This window comes from Desmospora activa DSM 45169 (assembly GCF_003046315.1).
Lineage (GTDB): Bacteria > Bacillota > Bacilli > Thermoactinomycetales > DSM-45169 > Desmospora > Desmospora activa.
In genome coordinates, this window is sequence record NZ_PZZP01000002.1 from 471494 (window position 1) to 494712 (window position 23219).

The window sequence follows — 23219 nt, forward strand, 5'->3', positions numbered from 1 at the left end:
TTTACGCCTCCTTTTGTATCCGTTTTGTTAAGATTGCAGCCGATCTCACACCACTATCGTCCACCGCCAGCGATCGTACCTCCGGAAAGGCGTTGGTCGCCAAGCGGGTCAAGACAGAGCCGGGTGGCATCTCCACATAAAGGCGGACACCCACTTCCACCAGCAGCGAGGTGGCATCAAACCAACGGACAGGGTGGGAAACCCCCAGCGCCAAATCCTCCTTTACCACTTCTGCTCGTCGTAACAAGCGACCTCGACGATTTCCGGCAAATGGCATACGCGGCTCCCGCACCGTTATATCGTCTAAAGCCGCAGCCAATCGTTTCGATACGCCTTTCAACAAGGGACAGTGAGAAGGAACACTCACATCGAGGAGATGCGCTTGGCGAGCTCCCTCTCTGAAAGCGGCGGCAAATACCTGCTCCAGCCCCGTTATGCTCCCAGCAATCACAATCTGGTCGCAAGCGTTAAAATTGGCGGGGTAAACCGGATCATCCGGTGATTGGACTGATTCCACCAGGGAGAGCAACCGTTGTTCCCCCATGCCTGTCACCACTCCCATCCCATAACCGCGAGGATAAGCTTCTTCCATCAGACAGCCGCGCAACCGTACCATCTGCAGTGCATCCCGAAAATCCAAAACCCCTGCCGTCACCGCTGCCCCGAAGGCACCGACAGAGTGACCTGCCACCGCATCGGGTATCGCCCCCTCTTCCATCAATACACGCGCTGTCGCCACACCGGCGATAAGCAGACAAACTTGTGTCACTGTGGTGGATGATAAGCGTTCGGCTCGATCCAGCTCACGCACATTCTCTTCCAGCACTTCTCCCGCCTCCACCAGGGTGCGGGCCACCGCCGGATGATCGGGCAGATGGCGGAGCATCCCCGGATATTGAGAGCCTTGCCCTGGAAACTGGTATGCAACCCTCATGGACTCCCCCCTTAAATAAGCCCTCTCTTTCTTTACATTTGGTGCCAGATGTGCTACTTTCTCTGGGTAGAAAAATCCGAAAAATCTTTCGCAACGGGAGCGATCGCCATATGACCGCAAAAATCCAAGTGGACAATTCCCTTCCCCATCTCATCGCCAATGACATCACGGAACGAATCATGAACCAACAGTTGCAACCGGGTGAGCAATTACGGGAAGGGGAGGTGTCAGATCGGTTCGGCACCAGCCGTGCCCCGGTACGAGAAGCGTTTTATCTGTTGGAAGTAGCTGGCCTGATCGAACGACTCCCTCGCCGTGGCTGTCGTGTCAAGGCATACAGCTGGTCGGAAATGATCGACATCGTAGAATTGCGCAATGTGATGGAACTTCTCGCCCTCAAACGCTATACCCCGAAAACCGCAGCCCCCCATTTAAAGAACATGCAAGAAATTCTCCGATCAATGGAAGAGCGGTTCACGGAAGATGACAAGGAAGCCTACTCCCACTTAAACCAACAGTTTCACCGTTGTATCATTCGTTTTTCCGGCAGCAAGTTGATTGAGACCCACTACTCCCGCTTAAGCGCTCCCTTGCGTGTATTGATCAACAAGTCCTGGGAAGGGGAAACCCTAGATCAATCGATCAAGGATCATCAGCAGATCGTAAAAACCTTATTAGAAGAGGATATAGAAAAAGCTGCCGAAATCCTAAGTGTACATAATCTAGCTACCATTACCCGGTTAAAAAAGCATTACCAATCTTCCTAAGGAAGCCCTCCCCCTTATCCCAGTAGCGCCCGCAGGAGGAGAAAGAAAACGGAGGGGACCAACAAGCACCCCAATGCGGTGTAAAAGGTGGCGGTCATCGCGCCGTAGGGGACCAGTTTAGGATCAGTGGCTGCCAACCCACCGGCCACCCCGCTGGTGGTCCCCATGAGCCCCCCGTAGACCATGGCTGAACGGGGATTATCCAATCCAATAAATTTGGCGATAAACGGAGTTCCGATCATTACTAAGATCGATTTCACCAATCCCGCTGCGATGCTAAGGGTGATCACATCAGACGCCGCACCGATCGCGGTTCCCGTAACCGGACCGACGATGTATGTCACCGCCCCCGCCCCAATGGTGGTTACACTAACCGCATCCGTATATCCAAACGCCATCGCGACTGCTCCACCAACGACAAAAGAGATGCCTACTCCGAAAAATAGCGAGATCACCCCATTCCAACCTGACTTTTTTAACTCCTCCAGGTTAGCGCCAAAGGCTGTCGCTACAATCGCAAAATCCCGCAGCATCGCCCCTCCCATCAAACCGATACCCGAAAACATCTGGATATCGGCCAGTCCCTTCTCTCCACCCGTTTGAACGCCACCCAGATAAGCCAGAAACAATCCAAGGATAATCGCAATCGCCGAACCGTGTAACCTTCCCTTGGTCAATTTGTCGGACAACACATAGGAGAGATACGTTGCAATCCCCACAATGGCAAAAGCCGCCACCAACCCGTTTTCCTCAAAAACGGCGATCAGCGTCTCCTTCACGCCGGCCGCCCCCCTTCGTTTTTATGTCCCGCTTTTTTCTTTACCCCACTCCCGCTGAGGACGGGAACCAGGAAGAAACCAGCCAAAGTAGCGCAAAGCCCAGCCATGATCGCTAAAGGACCGCCCTTTAATGCCGTTACCACGTTTTGCTGAGCGGCCATGGCGACCACAATCGGGATATACATCGCACTCCAAAAAGAGAGTCCCGCCTTGGATTTCTGGTTCAATTTACCCCTCTTCTCCAGGTAATCCACCGTCAAAATCAACAAAAGCATCGCAATTCCAATCCCGCCCACATTGGCGTCGATGCCGATGAGATCCCCCAACCATCCGCCGATAACCACGCCCGCCAACATACACCCACCCAACAAAGCAACCCCGTAGATTACCATTTTCTTTCCTCCTCTGTATCAGTGCTTAGATCGATCATCGATCGGGAGTTCGGTCGATTGTCGACAATTTTTATCTGAAAAAAAGATTAATTCATTCTATAAAGCGCTTTCATTTAAGCTACCATACTCTTCTTCCTTGGTCAATAGCAACGAATCGATCCTTAATCGCACAAAAAGAGGAAACAAATAAGGCCAACCGTTTGGTGGCCCACATTCCCTTTCTCATGGATGCTAGTTGGGGGAGAACGGATAACCTTACAACCTTGCGTCCCATTATAGATGGATTGCGGGGTTTGCCTATTTTAAGACACCAAAAAAGCGGGTATAATACCCGCTTTTTTGGTGTCCTAGCAAGTCGGTTCCGTACTGGACTTAAGTGTAACGCAAGGCGGTAACAGTGAGCAAGCCGCACCACCGATGGTTCACAAAGCGTTCATTTTTCCCCGAGAACATTTTTTAGCTCGGTGGGAGAGTTTAACCACATCGCCTCATCATTTTCCTGCAACAAATTTTTTAATGCCTGTCTTTCCGTTGTCCCCAACTGATCCAGGCGAATGCGACGCTTGAGTGCATCATCCATGCGGTTGACGTGATCGGCGAGATTTTTCCATCCGCGGCGGGCTTCCCGGTCGATCCGCATCGGACAAGCCGCCGCCCCGGCATAATACGACCCCTGTTCATTACGGTCAATCGCCACCCATACCACCCAATACTCCTTTCCGGCGGGAGTATCGGCGGGGTCGCCGGAAAACTTAATCCCCCGTTCCACCCTGCTCTTGGCATGGATCAATCCCAAATCGATCCGCGCTTCCTCACCGTCAATCAGAACGGATGACAAGTTGCTCAGATTGAGTGTGCCAGTATAATAACCACCGTGGGTAGTGGAATCACCACTGATAATGTTAAATCCGGAACTTTTCTTTTTCGGCATGCTATCGCCCCCCTGTGATCAATCCTTTCTTCCATCTTATCTTATCTGGATACAAGGGTGCAAAAGCGAGTCTATTGATAACTCTCTCCCTTCCAATTTTAAATGATCGCTTTGCTAGGATACGACTTTCTTACTTTCCCTCAAAAATTTTTTAACATATTGACCCGTTCCACCACTTCGCTGCGGTTTAGCTTGGATAGAGCGGGAGTCTCCTGCTCCGGTTGGTTCTGTTCTCTCTCTTTTTTACCCGCTTGTCGGATGGGGAGATGAATATTAAAGGTGGTCCCCCGCCCCGGTTGGCTGGTTACATGCACTTGTCCGCCATGCTCTGAAATTATGCGATGGCAGATGGATAAGCCCATCCCCGTTCCATCCCCTTTGGTAGTAAAAAAGGGATCAAAGATGCGGGACATATATTCAGGTGGGATTCCCGAACCGTTATCTTGAATCCGGATGCTGATCCGATCGCGCACTTCTTTCCAGCGAACAGATACCATCCCTTTATCCTGGAGCGATTCCAAGCCGTTTTGCACCAAGTTGATCAATACCTGTTTTAGCTGTTCCGCATCCGCTTCAATAATAACCGGCGAGGTAGGTGCATACGACTTTAGCTCATGTCCCATTAAGATCGCTTTGGGTTGTAGCAGCTGAAAGACATCGTCGATCAATCGATCCACATTAAACAGCGTATATCGTGCGGGGCGAGATTCGCTCAGATGAAGGAACTGTTTCAACAGATCATTGATCCGATCAATCTCGGGCAACATGATCGATTCCCACTTTTTCACCTCTGGAGATTCCATCGCAGAAATCTGGATAAACCCGCGAATGGAGGTGAGCGGATTGCGAATTTCGTGTGCCAAACCGGCAGCCAATTGGCCGACTGCCGACAATTTTTCCAGATGACGACGCCGTTCTTCTTCCTGATGACGAATCCGCCGCTGCTCAATGGAAAGACGGTGCTCCGCCAACCGGATCAGCTCCGATTCATTTTGCGCCTCCATCGGATAGGAAGCAGTCCCGATGCAATAATTCATCAGCGATCGCTCGGTTCGCAACCCCCCGATCACCGTCTCAATTGTATCTAGACAGAGCCGCATCGCCGAATCGTCACCCGTCAGCCCGATGGCAAACTGATCCCCGTCATAGCGGGCAACCTGAGCATAGGGAGGGAGTTTTTTCTTCAGCAGGCGAGCGATTTGTACCAGCATCTGATCACCGGCATTTATCCCTTCTTTCATATTAACCTGTTGGAAATCGACCAAATCGAGACAGATCACATAATAATACTGTCCAGCAACACTGCAACGAGCCAAACTTTTAGACACTTGCTCCTGAAAGCCGCTAAAGTTGTATAGACCGGTCAGATAATCCCGCCGCGAAGTCTCTTCCAGCTCCTCGATGTACTCATGTAAGCGGGAATGGGCTTCATCCACCTTCTCCAGCAGACGCCGGTTCTGTTCTTTGATCTTTTCGGTCCTTGCACGTGCGCGACGAAGATAGATCGTCATCAATGTCATCGCTAAAAATAACAGAAACGCATTTAGCACATCGCTAAATGAATCGCTGATTGAGAACCCGTATTGAAGCAGGGTATACACACCAAAAAAGAGTAAAGTGGATAATACCGTTTTTTTGGTGGAATCGCGGTCATGCAACACACCTAGCGTAATGAGATAAATCCACAGAGACCACCAAACGCCTGACAGGTAGTCAAAACCCGCCACAAAAAGCAGCACGATCATCGAGTACAGGTGGTGTGGAACGAAATCTCCCCAGTGATGTCTAAATGTTACCAACATGACGATCATCATCGAACTAAAAACGATTCCGGCCCACTTTGCCCCTGGATGCTGAAATACAGTCTCCCAAAACACTCCCAGGGCGATCATCCATTCGGCCAAGAGTTTAACCTCCATTTCACCCTCCGCACACCATAGACAGACGCGGAAATCGGCAAATTGGTTCCCATGAGAAATAAAGGCGGTTCCCTAAAATATCGATAGGATTCCATTTACATCGTTAAATTCCCTTCCTGTAATCGGCTATTCGACAAAATCTATCAAAAAAAGATACGAAAAAGGTCAGGATCGATCGAAGTGAGGAACATTAACGCTTTATCTATGCCTGATGATTGATCAATCTCAAAAGCCCTGCGTAATCGTATATTTTTAGATAATTGACACCGGCTTTAGTCATCTTTATTAATCGGTAGGCATAGGATTAGTATGCACCACAACTAAAGTCTAATGTAGAAAGAGTAGGAATATTGTTGTAGAATTGCCTTGGAACGGACAACCCCGGTTATGACAACTGTGCAAAGAACATCCTGAGGAGGGTCCGATCACGCTCTCAAGGAGGGATCACGGTTGAGCAAAGAACAAAACCTAGCCCGCTCTCTGTTGGAATATTTGGGCGGGAGCAACAACATCGCTAACATCAGTCACTGTATGACACGTCTGCGGGTGACGCCTGTCGATCGGGATGCTGTTCGCTTGGAAGAATTGAAATCGCATACAGGCGTGATGGGTGTCGTCGAGACTTCCGGACAAATTCAAATCATCCTAGGTCCAGGCACCGTCACTAAAGTTGCAAATTTTATGTCCGAAGAGACCGGGCTAAAAGCGGATGAAGTACAGGATCGAAAAGCGGAGATATCCGATCGGAATCGCACTCCTTTTAAGCTGTTTTTACGCAAATTGGCCAATATTTTTATCCCTTTAATTCCCGCGATTGTAGCTGGCGGGATGATTATGGGGCTAACCAATGTCTGTATTCATTCTTTTGATATCAATGAAAGTAACCCCTGGATTCAGTTGCTCACTGCCATCAGTAAAGTGATCTTTGCGTATCTAGCGGTATTTGTAGGGATCAACACCGCCCGAGAATTTGGTGGAACCCCTGCTCTAGGGGGTGTGGCAGGTGGAATGATCATTCTGCCAGATATCGCTGAGATCACCCTGTTTGGTGAAGCTTTGCTTCCGGGACGGGGCGGATTAATCGGTGCGTTGTTGGCCGCTTATTTTATCAGTGTAGTCGAACGCGGTCTTCGACGCATCATCCCCTCTGTGGTCGATATTATCTTTACGCCAACCCTCGCTGTTCTCATCACTGGATTTGCCACCTATGTCGTCTTACAACCGGTCGGGGGCATGATCTCCGACGCAATTACCACTGTTCTCACCGGCCTGTTGGATACAGGTGGCGCAGCAATGGCGGTCGTCTCCGGCGGCGTGCTCGCTGGTACCTTCCTGCCGCTGGTGATGACAGGATTACACCAGGGATTGACACCCATCCATATGCAGCTATTGGACCAGACCGGCTTAGACCCGTTGCTTCCCATATTGGCCATGGCGGGAGCCGGGCAAGTAGGGGCCGCTTTCGCCATCTACTTCAAAACCCGCAATCAAACCCTGCGTAATGTAATCAAAGGTGGACTGCCCGTAGGTATTTTAGGAATCGGTGAACCTTTGATCTTCGGTGTAACCCTTCCCTTGGGCCGCCCCTTTATCACCGCTTGTCTGGGAGCTGCCGTCGGTGGTGCATTCCAAGCTGTATTTGGGATCGCCTCCGTCGCCATCGGAGTATCCGGTTTACCGCTGACCCTGCTGATCGCACCTGGGCAGATCCTGATGTATTTGTTGGGTGTGCTGATCTCGTATGTCGCCGGTTTTATCATCACTTATTTCTTTGGATTTAGCCGGGAGATGGATCAGCTCTACGGCAAAAACACACCTACCACTCCTACGACAACCACGACTGCCGGTTGAGAAAAAGCGTCAACGCCGAATTATAGACTTCTGTAGGGATTTTCAACTCAAACATGAAATGTCGGTTAGGGTGATGGGATGGTGCCGAAGGGAGTGATCCAGTCGGATTGGTCTCGGGAGGGGCCATTCCCACCCACCTTGAAAACTACTGTGCTGCCCTAGGTTATGGCATTTCTATCATAATGCACCGAGAGGACTCCCGCCTCTAAGCGAAGCGTAGGTGGTGAGAGTTTTCAAGAAGGAGCGAGATGATGAAGGCGGATAAAAACGATTGGATCACAGAGCAAGTCCATCCCCATACCCGGAAATTGGACCAGATGACCGCCATGGAAATTGTACAAGTGATGAGCCAAGAAGATCACCGTATCGCTGTAGCGGTAGCGGCTATTCTTCCTACCATCGCCGCTGCCATTGACAACATTACCGAGAAAATCCGTGGTGGTGGACGTCTTTTTTATGTGGGGGCGGGTACCAGTGGACGTCTCGGTGTATTGGACGCTTCGGAGTGTCCCCCCACCTTTGGCACGGATCCAGCACTAGTCCAAGGTCTGATCGCTGGTGGGGACCATGCACTCCGCTTTCCGGTAGAGGGAGCGGAAGACTCCCCAGAAGCGGGAAAGCGGGACTTAATTGAACGCTCTTTTCAAAAAGATGACTTTCTGGTGGGAATCGCCGCCAGCGGAAAAACCCCCTATGTGCGGGGAGCCTTGGAATACGGCGTCATGCTGGGTACAACAACGGCAGCCATCACCTGTAACCCGGGCTCACCCCTCGGCCAGTTGGCCGATTATGCCTTGGAAGTGGAGACTGGACCGGAGATTTTAATGGGCTCTACCCGCCTGAAAGCGGGAACGGCACAAAAGTTGATTCTCAACATGTTAAGCACCGGTACGATGATCCGCTTAGGAAAAACTTATCAAAACCTGATGGTCGATTTAAGCCCGTCCAATGCAAAGTTACGCAGACGCGCCCAGCGAATTGTTGCGATGGCGACTGGTGTCACGTCAGCAGAAGCGGAACAAGCCTTAAACGCCTGCGAGGGAGAGACCAAAACCGCCATTGTGATGCTGTTGGCCACATGTGACGTTACAACCGCCCGCCATCGTTTAAATCAAGCTGAAGGACGGGTACGAGAGGCGCTATCGCTTAACTGAAAACGGTTGTGAAGGAAAACGGCAGCTCCTTATGGGAACACTGCCGTTTTTCCAGTCTGACTGAATGAAAAGTCAACTCATACGGTTGGCCCAACGGGAATAACCGCCTGTCCCCTTCTCCTCACTGGACTCGCTGTTGCGAACGGGTTGCTCCCGTGTCGGCGCTTCCTCCAGGTTATATAACTCCTCCACTTGGATACGAGCCGGTGAAGTGGGATAAGTCGGTGTTTCCTTTACAAGCGCCGGTTGTGAAGACCAACGTTCCCGTTTTTCCCCCTGCCAGGATTCGTAAGACTGGGGACGGGCTTGACGATAACGCTGATGATAGAGCGGAGTCCGTTCATGCTCCTCCAATAGCGTATGTATAATGGTATCCTTCAAAATACTCTTGATCTCTTCACTGCGATAGCCGTTATCCACCCTGTCAACCCATTCGAATACAGGGCCATCTTCTGAGGAAAAAGTGACGTTGCGCTGAGTTGGTGCTAATTCCTGCAATGTGCTCAGCTTGTCACGAAACACATCCCGGTCACAAATCGTATCCAGGGGAAAGTAAACCCCTTTCAAATAAGATTGAATACAATATTTCACCAACAAGGGAAATTGCCCACGCGGAAGGATATCGTACCAATTACGCAAAAATCGGTCCTTCTTGCCCAGATAGACACCCACGGTGATCGTCATCTGATTGACCCACCTTTCAAAATATGTTTTCGCTGACAAACAAAAAAGGCAAAGAAGGTAGCGCCGCATTTTTTTCTCTACTTCCGGCTACGAATCCTTCTTTTGCCAAATATAGTATCAATGGCTTGATCGATCCGTCAACAGAATATTTTGTCGAAATAGGACAAGTTTCCTCGATTCCGTTTAATTTATCACTTGCCGGTGCCGGTGCAGGATTTTCTTATATACCCCTGGTACTTGAATTTTGCGGAACATCTGAAACAAGGGACGTGTATTTACCTCAAATATGTGAAGCCGCCCCTGCCGGTCGATTCCTACATCCAGCCCCAACTCCCGAATCCCGGGAAAGCGCGCATCCAGCACCTTTGCCGTCAAAAATGAGACCCGAATCAGCTCCTCTATAATTTGCCGGGGTTTAACCGGGACTCCTTCCATTCGTTCCAAGGCCTGCCCCAAGGCGACAGGGCTTCCTCCCTTACAATGATTGGTGACAAATTGTCGCCGCGCCGCCACTTTGGCGATCATTCCGCTGATAACCCACCGGGAACCCGGCTTCTGCAGCAACACCCGCACATCGAACGGGCGGGAATCGATGGTAGCCAGGTCGATCCCCTCCTGTATCAGATATTGTTTATGGGGGAGCAATAGGGAAGATAAGGCACGATCCACCCCCTCCCGACTCACATTGCGACATTTTTGCCGAAAACATAACCGATATCCCGCCGTTATCCGCTGAATTCGGACGATTCCGGCGCCTCCTCCCCCTTTGTCCGGTTTGACAAAGACGGTAGGGAATACTTCCAGCATCTGTTTTAATCCGTCCTTTGTAAACCAAAGAGTATGAGGGATAAAGGGACGGAGGAGAGGTTGTTCCAACATCACTTTGGTTTTTAATCCTTTACTGGCGATCTGGCGATAACTTCTCATCCGATGACTGCTCTCCTTCCTTCCCGGAAAGTGGGTACACGACAATCTATTCTGCTTCACCGGGTGCAGGGAATCCCGAGAACGCCCATTTTTGGCTGATTTGGCGCGGAAAAACATTTCTTCAGATTGACGAAGTGACCATGGCGAGACTTGTGCTTTAGTGCAAAGCGAGACCCGGGAACGATGTGACCATGGCGAGACTTGTGCTTTAGTGCAAAGTGAGACCCGGGAACGAAGTGACCATGGCGAGACTTGTGCTTTAGTGCAAAGTGAGACCCGGGAACGAAGTGACCATGGCGAGACTTGTGCTTTAGTGCAAGGGCGCTACACGGAATTGTTCTCCTCTTTCTCGACCAATGACAACATTCGTCTGACGCGCCATTCCTCTCACCGCTTCGAGAAGCGGGAGACTTCTTACGCAATGTGTTAAAATGGAAACATCGAAGCACATTTGTGCTGACTGAAGGAATGTGGGAAAATGGTCACAAATACATTTCAGACCCACTTGCGAGCTTGGCTGTGCTTTTTTCTCTCATCGTTGTTGGTGTTTGCTGTTGGCTATACTCATTATGGAAAAATGATCGCCCAACCGGTCCTGCACCAGAGCAACCACTGGTGGGAAGCGTGGCGCTTTCGAGACGGCCATGTTATCGAAGGATCGCGGGCGCACGTATATTACCGTTCCTCTGATATGAAAGCCCAAGGGCAACTGGTGGCAGCCGAAGCGGATCGGGTGCTGCGCACGTTTGAGCAAGAGTACAATTTTACTCCTACCCGCCCGGTTCCCGTCTTTCTCTTTCCCGACCGGGAATCCCTCCAAAATCACTTTTCTTGGAGTCATGCCCAGAGTGCGACAGGGGTTTACTTCTCTGGTTCTATCTATCTTCTAAACCCTGAGATTTGGTATCGGGGATTCCCACGTGCAGACGAAAATCCGCAGGAGTGGGCGCAACTGTTTCGAGAAAAAGGTCCGCTCGTACACGAAGTGGCCCATCTCTATCTGGACCGGGTCACGGGAGGAAATTATCCTTTATGGTACACGGAAGCGTTTGCCCAATGGGTGGAATACGACCAGTTGGGTTACGAATGGGTGGTTCCCGCTAATCGCTTGAACGATCGGGCGCTATACAGTTACGACGATTTACGGAATCGATTTGACCAATTGGACAACCAAGCATTGGCTTATCGCCAATCTTTCCTGCTGGTCCGGCATATGGTGGAGGAACAGGGTGAGGACAAACTGGATCACCTGCATCGCCTTTTGGGCCGAGGGATCCCTTTTGAAACCGCCTGGGAGCAAATATATGGGGAGACTGCAGCGGAATCCCATCGCCGTTGGCTGGAATAAACCTACCCATCAAATTCTTGTGGGGAGTGCATGATATGAGCGCAAAAATTCTCGTTGTGGAAGACGAGCGTCCCATCGCGGATATTTTACAATTTAATCTGTCTAAAGAAGGTTATGAAGTGGAATGCGTCTATGATGGAGATACTGCTGTCAAACGGGTGTTTGAGGCCGTCCCGGACCTGATCCTGTTGGACCTGATGTTACCGGGAATGGATGGGATCGAAGTGTGCCGCAAGGTGCGCCAATCCTACCAAGTTCCCATTATCATGGTAACGGCCAAAGACTCAGAAGTGGACAAAGTGCTTGGCTTGGAAATCGGGGCGGATGATTATGTTACCAAGCCTTTTAGCAACCGTGAACTGCTGGCCCGGATTAAAGCCAACCTCAGACGGAGCAAAGATCACGACGACAGTTCCTCCACCCCTGCCAACACGCTGCGGGTAGGTGCCGTCACCATTGATCAGGGCAGCTATATCGTCAAAAAGGAGAAAACCCCCATTGATCTAACCCACCGCGAGTTTGAGCTGCTCTCCTATATGGCTAAACACGCAAATCAGGTGCTGACCCGGGAGCATTTGCTGCAATCGGTATGGGGCTACGACTATTTTGGCGATGTGCGTACCGTCGATGTCACCATCCGGCGGTTGCGGGAGAAGATTGAGGACGACCCCAGCCAGCCCCAATACATCATCACCCGACGCGGAATCGGGTACACCATGCGGGATCCGGGCTCCGAACGGTGAACGGCCATGAAAAAGTGGTTGCATCTCTTTAACAGTGTCCAATGGAAAGTTGTCATCATCTATGTCTGCCTGCTCCTGATCGCCATTCAGTTGATCGGCGTCTATTTTTTCCGCTCGCTGGAGCAGTACTATGAAAACAACCTCAAAAACGAACTAAACTATCAGGCCAATGTTCTGACCGGCCTTGTCTCGGATGTGCTGGAAGATCCCGATTTGGACTTGGAAAGCCGTAACGAAGAAGTGGATCGATTAAACCAGCAACTCGCCTTTAACCGCCGCGACAACGAGGTTCAAATCGTCGACCCGGACGGCGTGGTGATCAGCACCACCGATGACGACAAATCGCGCGTGGGGCAAAAAAACGTAAAGGCGAATCAAGTGATCCAGGGACTGGCGGAGGAGGGACCTGAAATCCGACGGGATACGACTGGACAACGCGTCATGTTGGGCAGTTATCCCATTGAGAGTGATGGTCGGACTATCGGAGCCATCTATATCGAAGCGCCCATGCAGGAGATTTACAATACCATCCGGCAGATCAACCAGATTTTGATCCAGATCACCGGAATCGCCTTGGTTGGAACCGTCTTTTTGGGTATTGTCCTCGCCCGTACCATCACCAATCCGGTCAAGGAGATCACTCAACAAGCAACAGAGATGGCGGAAGGGGATTTCGACCGTCAGGTAGATGTAAAAAGCCAGGATGAGATCGGCCAGCTGGCCAACGCCTTTAACCACTTGGCCCGTCACCTGCGGGAAGCCCTCTCACAAAACGAAGAAGAAAAAGGAAAGCTGGAGTCGGTATTGGCCAATATGAGTGACGGTGTAATAGCTACGGATCGCCAAGGGCAGGTGATCGTTTCCAACCGACGGGCCGAAGAGATACTGGAAAAGGAAATCGAAGAAGGGGAAGTGATTCAGCGGGTTCTCCCCCTATCCAAGCCGGTCCGTTTGCCGCTGTTGGAGGAGAGGCAGACGTTTTTGGAATTAAACCAGAACTCGGATGAGGGTCAAAACGAGGGAACCATCGTCAAAATCACATTTACTCCCATTCGCCGCTCCAGTCAGGAAACTGTCGGTTTAATCGCTGTGCTACAGGATGTGACAGAGGAAGAAAAACTGGACCGGCAGCGCAAAGAGTTTGTCGCCAACGTCTCCCATGAATTGCGCACACCCCTTACCACCATTAAAAGCTATCTAGAAGCGTTGGATGAAGGGGGTGCGATGAAGGACCCTGAACTGGCCAGCCGCTTTCTCGGAGTGACGCGACAGGAGGCGGAGCGGATGACACGGTTGATTCACGATTTGTTGCAGCTGTCGCGCCTGGATGCCAATCAGGCCCGCTTTCACAAACTGCCACTGTCGATCAACGAAATCTTAAAAGGAGCGGCAGATCGGTTCTCCGTCCAGTGTGAACAAAAGGATATCCAATTCCGGCTGCGACTTCCGGAACAACAGCTGCCTCGCATCTACGCCGACCGCGATCAGATTGACCAAGTGTTGGATAATCTCCTTTCCAATGCGGTTAAATATACACCGGAAGGGAAAGATGTCACCTTGTCCGCTCGGCTTCGCTATGACGGCTTTATCCAGGTGGCTGTATCCGATACGGGAATGGGAATCCCCACCAAAGACCTGGAACGCATCTTTGAACGCTTTTATCGCGTGGACAAGGCCCGCTCCCGCAGTATGGGGGGAACCGGCCTCGGACTTTCGATCGCCCGGGAAATCATTAAAGCCCACGGCGGCGATATTCACATCGAGAGTCAGCTTGGGGAAGGGACCACTGTTCTCTTCTCACTGCCCCCATGTGAACTGGAGGTGATTCGATGAGGGAGCATTTAAAATCGATCGCGCTCTTTCTTTTGGTCATCGCCAGTTGTGCTCAAACCGGTCTGCTCTGGTACAATTCCCCCTCGTATGAAGAGCCGCTGCGACCCGATTATATCCAGCCGTTTAAAATTGGGAACGAAGAATTTGAAAAACAGAACCTGTTTGAGTTGACTGCTCCCCCTGAGATCGTATTGCACCGGGAGGGGACGCACCAACAGGTTTTTCCGGAAAACGCCAAACACCAGGATCTGATGGAAAAACTTCACTTTACTCAATTTGAGGAGTTTAAACCGATCACGCCCGCTTCTAACCGTTGGAACGAACTGATGGAACAGGAAGACGGCATTGAACTCCGTATGAACCGGGAGACCAATATCGAGGTGCTGTCCACTCTCTTTTCTACTCGTCCTAATGCCGGTAACCTAGAAACCTTCAGCCGCATCTGGTTTCACGGCAACGGCGACAACACCGCTGTATCGGTCTGGCTGATCTCGGATCAGGATCAGAAAGTAGTGGAGGGAACGGCTCAAATCGAGGATTTTAACGATTGGATCTCATTGGCTGATTTTGAGAACAGCCCGCTGGTCTCCCCGGTATACACAGATGAAAAAGAGCAAGTGAACGACGATTTCCGCGGCGTACCACGGGTGTTTTATTTGCCGGATCACGATCAACAGATGGATAAAAAAACATTCACCCTCAACACCATCGACATCGATGATATGCGTAAGGCGCTTTTTCCTGATCCGTCGTTGGCAAAACGGACACTGGTGCGGGATTCCGTCTATATCTACAGCGATCGCCGCCGTACACTTCAATACAATGGAACAAACGAAACCATGGTATTTAGCAACCCCACCAATAGCACTGTCCAAGATTCATCATCGGCATCGGAGGAGCTCAACAGTATCAACCGCTTCATCAACCGTCACGGGGGATGGACCAGCAACTATCTGCTGGAACGGGTGAATGAGGATTCCGCTAATGAGACCACCCTGTACGATTTCCGCTTGTTTAGCGGAGGTTACCCCGTCTTTTGGAGCAAGAAGGACAAGGAGCATCTCGACACCATCCGCCTTGCCGCTACCAATCAAGGTGTGGCAACCTATGAGCGTTCTCTCCGCTATCTGGTGACTAACTCTGAACAAACCCAACCAGGAGAATTGTTAAGTAAACAAGATTTGTTGAAGCAGCTGGAAAAGCAAAAGCTTCCCTTATCCCGCATTGACTGGATTTATCCCGGATACCGGGCCGAAGTCCAAGAAGAAGCGGTAGAATTAAAGCCGGTCTGGGTCGTGATCGACAATCAAGGGGAAATGAGCTTTATCCCATGATGGGGGGAGGGTGTCGGTATGGATTGGAGTAAAGCAAAAACGATTTTAATCCTGGCGTTTCTAGCGCTCAATCTTTTTCTGGCCGGACAGCTGTTGGAAGCGCAAAAGGAACAATCAGAAGATCGAAACTCCACGGAAAGCACCAAAAGAGAACTGAATCAGCTGGCTCAGGACAAAGGCATCACCATTCTTCCGGTTGACCGACCGACCAATGCCCCCCAGGTTGCCTACTTGGAAGCGACACCAACCGATACTGCCACCAAATGGACAGCGGAGCCCGACGGCAGTAGCAGCAAAACCTGGAATCCACCTACCATCCCGGTAGAAGATTGGAAAAAGCAGGTGGAGAATTGGCGTGATTATCGCTATCATGCGGATGATTCCAATCCCGTGCAACGAGTGTATTATCAGTATTGGAGAGATCGTCCTCTATTTGATGCCAGTTTAACCGTGCAAGTGGAGGAGGGACTCATCTCCGCAATCCGGTTTACCCATTTTGCAATCGAGCAGAATAACGCCGCCCAGCCGGGCGTTACCGCCGATACCGCTCTGTTGAGCTTGATCGAAAGCGGCAAACTGAGTAAAGGGGAAACGATCACAGCTGTGGAGTTGGGTTATCACGGCTCTTCCTATGAAGCGACCGTCCGCGTTTTGTCACCGGTGTGGCGGATCCAGACCGACAAGAAAGTATATTATGTCAATGCTATCACTGGGGTAAGTGAAGTGGCCACTGCCGAAACAACGGAGGGGCACGATAAGCAGAGGGAATGAGGATATCCGATGAGGTATAGTATATTGGCGAGCGGAAGCACGGGGAACGCCATCTACGTGGAGACCGACCGCATTCGACTTTTGATCGATGCCGGTTTAAGCGGCAAACAGTTGGAACAACGAATGAAATTGATTGGGACAAGCCCTGCCTCGTTGGACGCCATCTTGGTCACCCATGAGCATATCGACCATGTCAAGGGATTAGGGGTTTTCGCCCGTCGGCACAAGCTTCCCATCTATATGAACGAAGCGACGTGGGAACACCTTCCCTCCAGTGTGGGAGCGATTCCGATCGAGCAACAACACACCTTCTCCACTTATTCGATATTGGAAGTGGGAAATTTAACGGTGGAGTCCTTCCCCATCTCTCATGATGCAGCCGATCCAATGGGATTTTGCATCCATTCCCCAGCAGGATCATTGGCATTGGTGACCGATACCGGCTATGTCAGCCGTCGGATCGTAGAAAAGGTGACGGGTACCGATGCGGTCATCTTTGAATCCAACCATGATGTCGAGATGTTGCGAATGGGTTCCTATCCTTGGAATGTAAAGCGCAGAATATTGAGTGATACCGGCCATCTATCCAATGAAGACGCTGCTGAAGCGCTGCTGGAGATTATCGGAGGCAACGGGGAAAATATCTACTTGGCCCACCTCAGCCAGGACAATAACCTATTGGAATTGGCTCACTTGACGGTAAAAGGCATCTTGGAGGAGGGCGGATTACAGGTGGGAAAGGATGTCCGTCTATGGGAAACCCATCCGGATCGACCTACTCCCCTGCACCGTTTAGACCGAAAAGAGAAACGAAAGCTGTCTACATAAAGAGCGATTCCATTTCTCGTTCCATCTCTTCCATGGATTGCTTCAGCTCTTCTTCCGTCAGCCATCCCTTTTCAATTAAACATTGTATCAACGCCCCCAACAGAAGGTTGGTGCGGTATTCCGCCTCTTTTAAATCGGCCAACTGCGCTCCCCAATGCACTTCTGTCATGGGATCGCGGCTCGGTATCCGTTTCTGTTTTTTCATTTTTACTTCTCCTTTCAGTAACAATAGGTGGCAAGAGCAACCCGCTTATCATATAATCGAACGTATGAGCGGTGACCATGCACTCTCCTTTTTCATTGTGATCCTGACACTCTCAATCCAAACCTCCAACTAATTTCATTTGTATCAACACACTTTCCTCAAAAAGTGATACAAATCTTGAACAATGGCGCATTTCACTGATGAGCCCAGTTTATCAATCGTATAATGTTCTACCCTCATCCGCATACTGAAAAAGCGACTAAAGGAGGCAATTATCAAGAGGAGGTGTATTGCCGTGAGTTATTATGATAATTCTAGCCGTATCCGCCGTTATCTCGGTATATTTTTGATCGCCCTGATTTCCGCTGTTATCGGTGGATTATTGGTCTTAGGAATCCTGCCGGTCATGGCCCAGACCGGAATCCTACCTCAGCAATTTTTTAGCGGCCCAGCGCTAAACGAGGAAGAGGGTCCAGGTAAATCCGTCAGTGTGGATGTCGATACAAACATCACCAAAGCGGCAGAAAAAGCAAAGCCTGCGGTTGTGGGAATTATCAACCTGCAAGCATCCGGTGATCCCTTTAGTCCGGAAACCGTGGAAAGCGGCACAGGCTCCGGCGTGATTATTGAAAAAAAAGGCGGAAAAGCCAAAGTCGTCACCAACCACCATGTGATTGAGGGTGCTTCCCAAGTGGCTGTCGTCATTCCAGGAGAGAATGGTGGTAAAACGGTCGATGCCAAAGTTTTGGGTTCAGACAAATTGACCGATTTAGCGGTACTGGAGATCGATGATCAAGTTGTAAAAGCAATCGCGGAATTTGGAAACTCTGATAAGATTAAAGTCGGAGAGCCTGCCATTGCGATTGGAAACCCCCTCGGATTGGAATTCTCCCAATCGGTAACCGCCGGTGTAATCAGCTCTCCCCACCGCACCATTGCGGTGTCCGCCACGATGGATATGGATGTCATCCAGACGGATGCAGCCATTAACCCCGGAAACAGCGGAGGGGCGCTCATCAACAGCGCAGGTCAGCTAATTGGAATCAACAGCCTAAAGATCGCGGAACAGGGCGTGGAGGGACTCGGTTTTGCCATTCCTTCCAATGATGCCAAACCGATTATCAACGATCTGATTAAACACGGTGAAGTCCGCCGCCCCTTTATTGGAATTAGTTTAAAGGATTTGGAAACCATCTCCGAGCAAGCACGCAAACAACGGCTTAATTTGCCGGATAATGTAAACGAAGGGGCCGTCGTCATCAATATCCACCCCAACTCACCGGCAGCACAAAGCATGGAGGAATTGGATGTTATCGTCCAGCTGGATGACAAAAAGATCCGCAACAGCTCCGATCTTCGCTCCTACCTCTGGAAAGAGAAAAACATCGGAGAAGAGATGAATATTACCTTTTACCGTCAAGGTAAAAAAGAAACCGTGACAATCACGCTGCAAAAACAACCGTGATCCATCAGAGCCCCGCCGGACCAACCGGTGGGGTTTCCCATTCCAGAATTGAAGGAGGATAACCATGATGGTTGCCGACCATTCATGGTATGCTTGTAAGGAGCATATCGAACTGGTGATCGATGACTATGTCGACCAATATCAACGGGCACCGGAGATTGAACCGGTTGAAAACACCGCACAAACAGGAGCCCGCTGCCGGCAATGCGGAGGAACACCGGCGTATCGCTTCACTCGTTTCGACGGGGAGTAAAGTCCTGGTGCAGCCGCATCAATAATCGCTTTCCTCCATCATTGTAGGGCGGATTTGCCGCCATTGCTCCATACGAACCAGCACTAGTCTCGCCACAGTCACTTCGCCCAAGACTTGCTACATTCTAACTACAGTCAAGGCGGAACGGGCACAGTTATCCATGTGAAGTTATCGCAATCCTTTGTCCAAAAAAGAGGGAGGGTATTATGCATATCCAAATTATTGCCGTCGGCAAGCTGAAAGAGCGATTTTTAGTGATGGGATTGGAACATTATCTGGAGCGGTTATCGCCATATGCAAAAATAGAGGTGATCGAGATCCCCGAGGAAAAAGGGCAGGAACCATTGCGGGAATCAGAAATTCAACAAATCCGCGAGAAAGAAGGGGAACGAATCATTCGTCATCTTTCAGCCGATGTTTATACGATCGCCCTCGCCATCCAGGGTGTCTCCCTCTCTTCCGAAAGCTTAGCCAATCAGCTGGACCAACGCGCTACCTACGGTCAGAGCCGGATCGCCTTTATCATCGGCGGATCACACGGTCTCTCCCGTCATGTGTTGCAACGGGCGGACTATACCCTCTCTTTTTCCAAAATGACTTTTCCTCATCAACTGATGCGGGTTATCCTGTTGGAACAGATTTATCGTGCCTTTAAAATCAACCGAGGAGAGACGTATCATAAGTAGCCGAGCAAAGCGTCATTCATCTCGTCACTTTAGAAGTGGAAGACTTCTGACGTATAAAGATAAAAAAGCCTGCGTCCAACCGATGGATGGACGCAGACTTTTTTAATAAACCAAGCTTTTTTGTTGTGGTATTTACAACTCTTGCGCAAGAGAGAAGATGTCTTCCTTATCTGCTCTCTTAAAACTTAAATTCAACTTTTCACTGATCCGCTAGTCCTATGACCAGGTACGCTTATGAAGTGAAGACAACCCGACGGCGCATCAGATATACGCCAAGTCCCAACAACGTAATAACTGCACCGATCAGCATTCCCAACGGATATTGGCTGGAGGTTTTGGGCATAGCAGCGCCATGCTCAATCTCACCTGTGGTTTGTTTCGGCTCTTTCGGGGTAACCGTTTCACCTGGATCCGGCTGTTCGCCAGGCTTTCCATCTCCCGGTTTTGGACCGCCTACAGCAGCTGCACAGGGATCACCAGCTTCCACTTCAAGCTCCTCATAAAACCAGGTCCAAAACTCTTCTCCATCGACATCGCCAAAGTAATCGACTAAGAGGTCATAGCTGCCCGGCTTTATCTTCTTAAATGTATGTTTGTAGGTTGTACCTTCCACCCAACCGGATTCATGCTCCGCTGCCCACTCTTCCTGCTCCCAATCCAAGAGACCAAAAAACCATTCTCCCTGGGCTGCCTTTGCACCTTTTAAGTTTGTCACCATCTCTAACCCTTTTTCGGTGCAAGCATAGTCCAAAGTGGGAACCACCAATTGGAAGGAATAGGTGGTGGAACCTTTTGCTTTTTTGCCGTCCGCTTTTCCATTAAAGCTAATCTGTGCATCATACCGTTTGCCTGGCTGTGGGTCTGCAAGCTCAAACCAAACATCTGCATACAGGTCCTCTGTGTCTATGACCTGTTTCTGACCATCCACTTCAAACGTCCAAGTCCCTTTTCCACGGTCGGCATCTTCCACATACGCATGAAGTTCCAAAATATCTTCGTTTCCTTGATAGTAGTGCCAAGCGCCGATCGCGGCTTCAACCGAGTCTTGCCCTACTTGAAACGCCAGTATACGCTCACTTGCCACTTTATGAGCTTCTCCGTCCAGGGTTACCGTCGCCACGTATTTCACGGTGACTTCGTATTTACCCGCTTCCAGCTTCTTATAGGTGGCTTTTGCTTCCGTGCCGTTTTGTTTAACTTTTGGCTCATATCCTTCTAAATTGAAGTGAAACACGCCATCGGTCAACTCATATTGGGTCGTGTTGTCTACAGAAGCAGTCACGGTCGCACGCCGTTTTTCCACTTCAACATCGACGCCAAGGGACAAACCTTGATTTATCTCATCCAGGACTGTCACAATATCTTGTTTGTTTTCATCTTCCTCTGGTGTGTTGTCCATTGGTTGATCCAGCCCTGTTTCCGTATCGTCCACAGACGTATCATCCGTAACGGGCAAATTCTCTTCTTGAGGATCCTCTTGTTGAGATGAATGATCCTCTTGTTGGCTGTTGGATTGATCCGGCTCTGCAAGCGTTTCCTCTTTTGTGTTTTGATCGACCCTCTCTTCCGTCGTTTCTACCGCTTCTTCCGGTTCATCCGCGAAAGCCATACCGGGCATCGCGACAGCAAACAATAGTAGGAACACCATCGCCATTGATACAATTCGCAATGTTCCCTCTCCCCTTAATCTTATTTAGTTTTGATCCAGCAACATCTTACCACGCTCTTCGCTGGATAAACAATATAAGGAAATTGATCGCTATTTTTATCTGTTCAGCGGAAACTTCAGATCCATTTTTTAAAAACAGTTGTAAAAACAGCTTTTATTTTAGTGTTATTTTTTATAAACGTAAATGTTATAAGAAAACTACCCTCAGCCTACTGGAAATTCGACAAAATCAGCCCAACTCCTGCGCAAAATAGATCCTTTTGCCTAGAGCGATCGGTTACCCACCGTGTAAAAAAAGAAAAACCAGCAATCACAGGATCGATTGCTGGTTGCTGGTGCAATTTTTATCAAGCATATACGGGACGAACCTGGATCGTCTGCTCCCGACCCGGACCGACGGAAAACAGCGTAAGAGGAATCCCGGTTAGGTGGGTAATGCGTTCGACGTAATGCTGTGCAGCCAGGGGAAGATCGGAGAGGCTGCGAGCCCTGGTGATATCCTCAGACCAACCCGGCAATTCCTCATAGACCGGCTCACATTCTGCCAGCATATCCAGGTTGGACGGATAGTTTTCCATCACTCGTCCGCGATAGCGATAAGCGGTACAGATTTTGACCGTTTCCAAACCGCTTAAGACATCCAACGAATTGAGAGAGAGCCCAGTAATCCCGCTTACGCGACGCGCATGCCGTACCACCACACTATCGAACCAGCCCACACGGCGCGGACGTCCGGTCGTGGTCCCATATTCCCGTCCAACTTCCCGAATCTGCTTCCCGATTTCATCAAACAACTCCGTTGGGAAGGGGCCGTCTCCCACACGGGTGGTGTAAGCTTTGGCTACCCCGATGACGTGACGGATTTTGGTGGGACCGACACCGGAACCGATGCAAACGCCTCCTGCCACCGGATTGGAGGATGTAACAAAGGGATATGTTCCCTGATCGATGTCCAGCATCACCCCTTGCGCTCCCTCAAACAGAACGCGCCGTCCCCCGTCGATGGCATCATTTAACACCACCGATGTATCTGTCACATAGGGCCGAATTTGATCGGCACAAGCCAAGTAGGGTTCATAAATCTCTTCAAACGTAAATCCAGTGGTATCGTACATTTTTTCTAGCAAACGGTTTTTATCTTCCAGGTTTTTCTTCAACTTTTCCGCAAATTGATCCCGATCCAACAGATCCGCCACCCGAATTCCGGTACGGGCTGCCTTATCCATGTAAGCGGGCCCGATCCCCTTACCAGTGGTACCAATTTTGCCTGCTCCCTTACGACTCTCCTCCGCCATATCCAGCTTGATGTGATAGGGCATAATCACATGGGCCCGATCCGAGATATGCAGATTTTGGGTAGACACCCCATGCCCCCGCAAATATTCCAGCTCTTCCACCAACGCTTGCGGATGTAGCACCATGCCGTTCCCTAACACGCATCGCTTTTCTCCATAAAAAATACCTGAGGGAATCAAATGGAGCTTATAACGCTTCCCTCCGAACACAATGGTGTGTCCTGCGTTATTCCCTCCCTGATAGCGGGAGACTACTTCCGCTTTTTCCGCCAGAAAATCGGTGATTTTCCCTTTTCCTTCATCACCCCATTGGGTACCGACCACGACCACCGTCGACATCTGTTCATCCTCCTTCGCGGCGTAAATCCGAACGATTTTCATTTTCTTCTTTATCAGTGTAGCGGTATTTAATGGTCTCTGTCAACAAAAAACACGAACAATATCTATTTTT

Annotated in this window: 22 protein-coding genes; 12 read left to right on the forward strand and 10 right to left on the reverse strand. The window is 50.1% G+C overall.

Features of this window, described 5'->3' with window-relative positions:
* Nucleotide 1: 1 nt before the first annotated feature.
* Nucleotides 2–934: a malonate decarboxylase subunit epsilon gene (mdcH, locus tag C8J48_RS15525; RefSeq protein WP_107728150.1), complete on the reverse strand. Its 933-nt coding sequence runs from the start codon at nucleotides 932–934 to the stop codon at nucleotides 2–4.
* Between the two features lie 110 nt (nucleotides 935–1044).
* Between mdcH and C8J48_RS18560 the strand changes: the two genes are divergently transcribed.
* Nucleotides 1045–1701 (forward strand): GntR family transcriptional regulator, encoded by a 657-nt coding sequence (locus C8J48_RS18560; protein WP_170105609.1) that lies wholly within the window; start codon nucleotides 1045–1047, stop codon nucleotides 1699–1701.
* Nucleotides 1702–1715: 14 nt separating this feature from the next.
* Here C8J48_RS18560 and madM read toward each other — a convergent pair whose 3' ends face one another.
* The 4 genes from madM to C8J48_RS15560 form a co-directional block, all read right to left on the reverse strand.
* Entirely contained in the window at nucleotides 1716–2480 is a 765-nt protein-coding gene (madM, locus tag C8J48_RS15545) for a malonate transporter subunit MadM (protein WP_107728152.1), read from the reverse strand.
* Nucleotides 2477–2872, reverse strand: coding sequence for a malonate transporter subunit MadL (madL, locus tag C8J48_RS15550; RefSeq protein WP_107728153.1), 396 nt, complete (start codon nucleotides 2870–2872; stop codon nucleotides 2477–2479). Before madL ends, madM begins: the two co-directional genes overlap by 4 nt.
* A gap of 433 nt (nucleotides 2873–3305) precedes the next feature.
* Nucleotides 3306–3803, reverse strand: a complete 498-nt coding sequence (locus C8J48_RS15555) for a YwhD family protein (RefSeq protein WP_107728154.1) — start codon at nucleotides 3801–3803, stop codon at nucleotides 3306–3308.
* Between the two features lie 140 nt (nucleotides 3804–3943).
* Nucleotides 3944–5707 carry a sensor histidine kinase gene (locus C8J48_RS15560; RefSeq protein ID WP_170105611.1) on the reverse strand — a complete coding sequence of 588 codons (1764 nt, stop codon included), beginning with the start codon at nucleotides 5705–5707 and terminating at the stop codon, nucleotides 3944–3946.
* 465 nt (nucleotides 5708–6172) lie between these two features.
* On the opposite strand from C8J48_RS15560, the gene C8J48_RS15565 reads away from it, so the two are divergent.
* On the forward strand, nucleotides 6173–7573 hold the full coding sequence (locus C8J48_RS15565; protein ID WP_107728156.1) for a PTS transporter subunit EIIC: 1401 nt from the start codon (nucleotides 6173–6175) through the stop codon (nucleotides 7571–7573).
* A gap of 251 nt (nucleotides 7574–7824) precedes the next feature.
* Nucleotides 7825–8727 (forward strand): N-acetylmuramic acid 6-phosphate etherase, encoded by a 903-nt coding sequence (gene murQ, locus C8J48_RS15570; RefSeq protein WP_107728157.1) that lies wholly within the window; start codon nucleotides 7825–7827, stop codon nucleotides 8725–8727.
* Between the two features lie 72 nt (nucleotides 8728–8799).
* Here murQ and C8J48_RS15575 read toward each other — a convergent pair whose 3' ends face one another.
* Both C8J48_RS15575 and C8J48_RS15580 read right to left on the reverse strand, forming a co-directional pair.
* Nucleotides 8800–9411, reverse strand: coding sequence for a lysozyme family protein (locus C8J48_RS15575; RefSeq protein WP_107728158.1), 612 nt, complete (start codon nucleotides 9409–9411; stop codon nucleotides 8800–8802).
* Nucleotides 9412–9594: 183 nt separating this feature from the next.
* Nucleotides 9595–10338 (reverse strand): YheC/YheD family protein, encoded by a 744-nt coding sequence (locus C8J48_RS15580; protein WP_170105613.1) that lies wholly within the window; start codon nucleotides 10336–10338, stop codon nucleotides 9595–9597.
* A 478-nt stretch (nucleotides 10339–10816) separates the two neighbouring features.
* Here C8J48_RS15580 and C8J48_RS15585 point away from each other — a divergent pair, with 478 nt between their 5' ends.
* Genes C8J48_RS15585 through C8J48_RS15610 form a run of 6 tightly spaced genes read left to right on the forward strand, consistent with a single transcriptional unit; the run spans nucleotide 10817 to nucleotide 17195 of the window.
* Nucleotides 10817–11686 carry a peptidase MA family metallohydrolase gene (locus tag C8J48_RS15585; RefSeq protein WP_107728160.1) on the forward strand — a complete coding sequence of 290 codons (870 nt, stop codon included), beginning with the start codon at nucleotides 10817–10819 and terminating at the stop codon, nucleotides 11684–11686.
* A gap of 35 nt (nucleotides 11687–11721) precedes the next feature.
* Entirely contained in the window at nucleotides 11722–12429 is a 708-nt protein-coding gene (gene yycF, locus C8J48_RS15590) for a response regulator YycF (protein WP_107728161.1), read from the forward strand.
* Between the two features lie 6 nt (nucleotides 12430–12435).
* A complete protein-coding gene (locus C8J48_RS15595) occupies nucleotides 12436–14262 on the forward strand; it encodes an ATP-binding protein (protein WP_107728162.1) in 1827 nt (608 codons plus the stop codon).
* Nucleotides 14259–15596, forward strand: coding sequence for a YycH family regulatory protein (locus tag C8J48_RS15600; protein WP_107728163.1), 1338 nt, complete (start codon nucleotides 14259–14261; stop codon nucleotides 15594–15596). The genes C8J48_RS15595 and C8J48_RS15600 overlap by 4 nt, the downstream gene beginning before the upstream one ends.
* An 18-nt stretch (nucleotides 15597–15614) precedes the next feature.
* Nucleotides 15615–16367, forward strand: coding sequence for a two-component system regulatory protein YycI (yycI, locus tag C8J48_RS15605; protein WP_107728164.1), 753 nt, complete (start codon nucleotides 15615–15617; stop codon nucleotides 16365–16367).
* Nucleotides 16368–16376: 9 nt separating this feature from the next.
* Nucleotides 16377–17195 (forward strand): MBL fold metallo-hydrolase, encoded by an 819-nt coding sequence (locus C8J48_RS15610; RefSeq protein WP_107728165.1) that lies wholly within the window; start codon nucleotides 16377–16379, stop codon nucleotides 17193–17195.
* Here the strand turns inward: C8J48_RS15610 and C8J48_RS15615 are convergent.
* Nucleotides 17188–17400, reverse strand: coding sequence for a hypothetical protein (locus C8J48_RS15615; RefSeq protein WP_107728166.1), 213 nt, complete (start codon nucleotides 17398–17400; stop codon nucleotides 17188–17190). The genes C8J48_RS15610 and C8J48_RS15615 overlap by 8 nt on opposite strands.
* 295 nt (nucleotides 17401–17695) lie before the next feature.
* Between C8J48_RS15615 and C8J48_RS15620 the strand changes: the two genes are divergently transcribed.
* The 3 genes from C8J48_RS15620 (at nucleotide 17696) to rlmH (ending at nucleotide 19804) form a co-directional block, all read left to right on the forward strand.
* Nucleotides 17696–18865: a S1C family serine protease gene (locus C8J48_RS15620; protein WP_245891248.1), complete on the forward strand. Its 1170-nt coding sequence runs from the start codon at nucleotides 17696–17698 to the stop codon at nucleotides 18863–18865.
* Between the two features lie 67 nt (nucleotides 18866–18932).
* Nucleotides 18933–19118: a CxxH/CxxC protein gene (locus tag C8J48_RS15625; protein ID WP_107728273.1), complete on the forward strand. Its 186-nt coding sequence runs from the start codon at nucleotides 18933–18935 to the stop codon at nucleotides 19116–19118.
* Nucleotides 19119–19324: 206 nt separating this feature from the next.
* Nucleotides 19325–19804: a 23S rRNA (pseudouridine(1915)-N(3))-methyltransferase RlmH gene (gene rlmH, locus C8J48_RS15630; RefSeq protein ID WP_107728167.1), complete on the forward strand. Its 480-nt coding sequence runs from the start codon at nucleotides 19325–19327 to the stop codon at nucleotides 19802–19804.
* 232 nt (nucleotides 19805–20036) lie between these two features.
* Here rlmH and C8J48_RS15635 read toward each other — a convergent pair whose 3' ends face one another.
* Nucleotides 20037–21473, reverse strand: coding sequence for a hypothetical protein (locus C8J48_RS15635; protein WP_107728168.1), 1437 nt, complete (start codon nucleotides 21471–21473; stop codon nucleotides 20037–20039).
* 347 nt (nucleotides 21474–21820) lie between these two features.
* Nucleotides 21821–23107, reverse strand: a complete 1287-nt coding sequence (locus tag C8J48_RS15640) for an adenylosuccinate synthase (protein WP_107728169.1) — start codon at nucleotides 23105–23107, stop codon at nucleotides 21821–21823.
* Nucleotides 23108–23219: the final 112 nt, after the last annotated feature.

What these genes read in the sequence shown, in the direction of transcription:
- mdcH (WP_107728150.1), bottom strand. Translation starts at nt 934, where the DNA reads ATGAGGGTTGCATACCAGTTTCCAGGGCAAGGCTCTCAATATCCGGGG.
- C8J48_RS18560 (WP_170105609.1), top strand. Translation starts at nt 1,045, where the DNA reads ATGACCGCAAAAATCCAAGTGGACAATTCCCTTCCCCATCTCATCGCC.
- madL (WP_107728153.1), bottom strand. Translation starts at nt 2,872, where the DNA reads ATGGTAATCTACGGGGTTGCTTTGTTGGGTGGGTGTATGTTGGCGGGC.
- C8J48_RS15555 (WP_107728154.1), bottom strand. Translation starts at nt 3,803, where the DNA reads ATGCCGAAAAAGAAAAGTTCCGGATTTAACATTATCAGTGGTGATTCC.
- murQ (WP_107728157.1), top strand. Translation starts at nt 7,825, where the DNA reads ATGAAGGCGGATAAAAACGATTGGATCACAGAGCAAGTCCATCCCCAT.
- C8J48_RS15575 (WP_107728158.1), bottom strand. Translation starts at nt 9,411, where the DNA reads ATGACGATCACCGTGGGTGTCTATCTGGGCAAGAAGGACCGATTTTTG.
- C8J48_RS15580 (WP_170105613.1), bottom strand. Translation starts at nt 10,338, where the DNA reads ATGAGAAGTTATCGCCAGATCGCCAGTAAAGGATTAAAAACCAAAGTG.
- C8J48_RS15585 (WP_107728160.1), top strand. Translation starts at nt 10,817, where the DNA reads ATGGTCACAAATACATTTCAGACCCACTTGCGAGCTTGGCTGTGCTTT.
- yycF (WP_107728161.1), top strand. Translation starts at nt 11,722, where the DNA reads ATGAGCGCAAAAATTCTCGTTGTGGAAGACGAGCGTCCCATCGCGGAT.
- C8J48_RS15595 (WP_107728162.1), top strand. Translation starts at nt 12,436, where the DNA reads ATGAAAAAGTGGTTGCATCTCTTTAACAGTGTCCAATGGAAAGTTGTC.
- C8J48_RS15600 (WP_107728163.1), top strand. Translation starts at nt 14,259, where the DNA reads ATGAGGGAGCATTTAAAATCGATCGCGCTCTTTCTTTTGGTCATCGCC.
- yycI (WP_107728164.1), top strand. Translation starts at nt 15,615, where the DNA reads ATGGATTGGAGTAAAGCAAAAACGATTTTAATCCTGGCGTTTCTAGCG.
- C8J48_RS15610 (WP_107728165.1), top strand. Translation starts at nt 16,377, where the DNA reads ATGAGGTATAGTATATTGGCGAGCGGAAGCACGGGGAACGCCATCTAC.
- C8J48_RS15615 (WP_107728166.1), bottom strand. Translation starts at nt 17,400, where the DNA reads ATGAAAAAACAGAAACGGATACCGAGCCGCGATCCCATGACAGAAGTG.
- C8J48_RS15625 (WP_107728273.1), top strand. Translation starts at nt 18,933, where the DNA reads ATGGTTGCCGACCATTCATGGTATGCTTGTAAGGAGCATATCGAACTG.
- rlmH (WP_107728167.1), top strand. Translation starts at nt 19,325, where the DNA reads ATGCATATCCAAATTATTGCCGTCGGCAAGCTGAAAGAGCGATTTTTA.
- C8J48_RS15640 (WP_107728169.1), bottom strand. Translation starts at nt 23,107, where the DNA reads ATGTCGACGGTGGTCGTGGTCGGTACCCAATGGGGTGATGAAGGAAAA.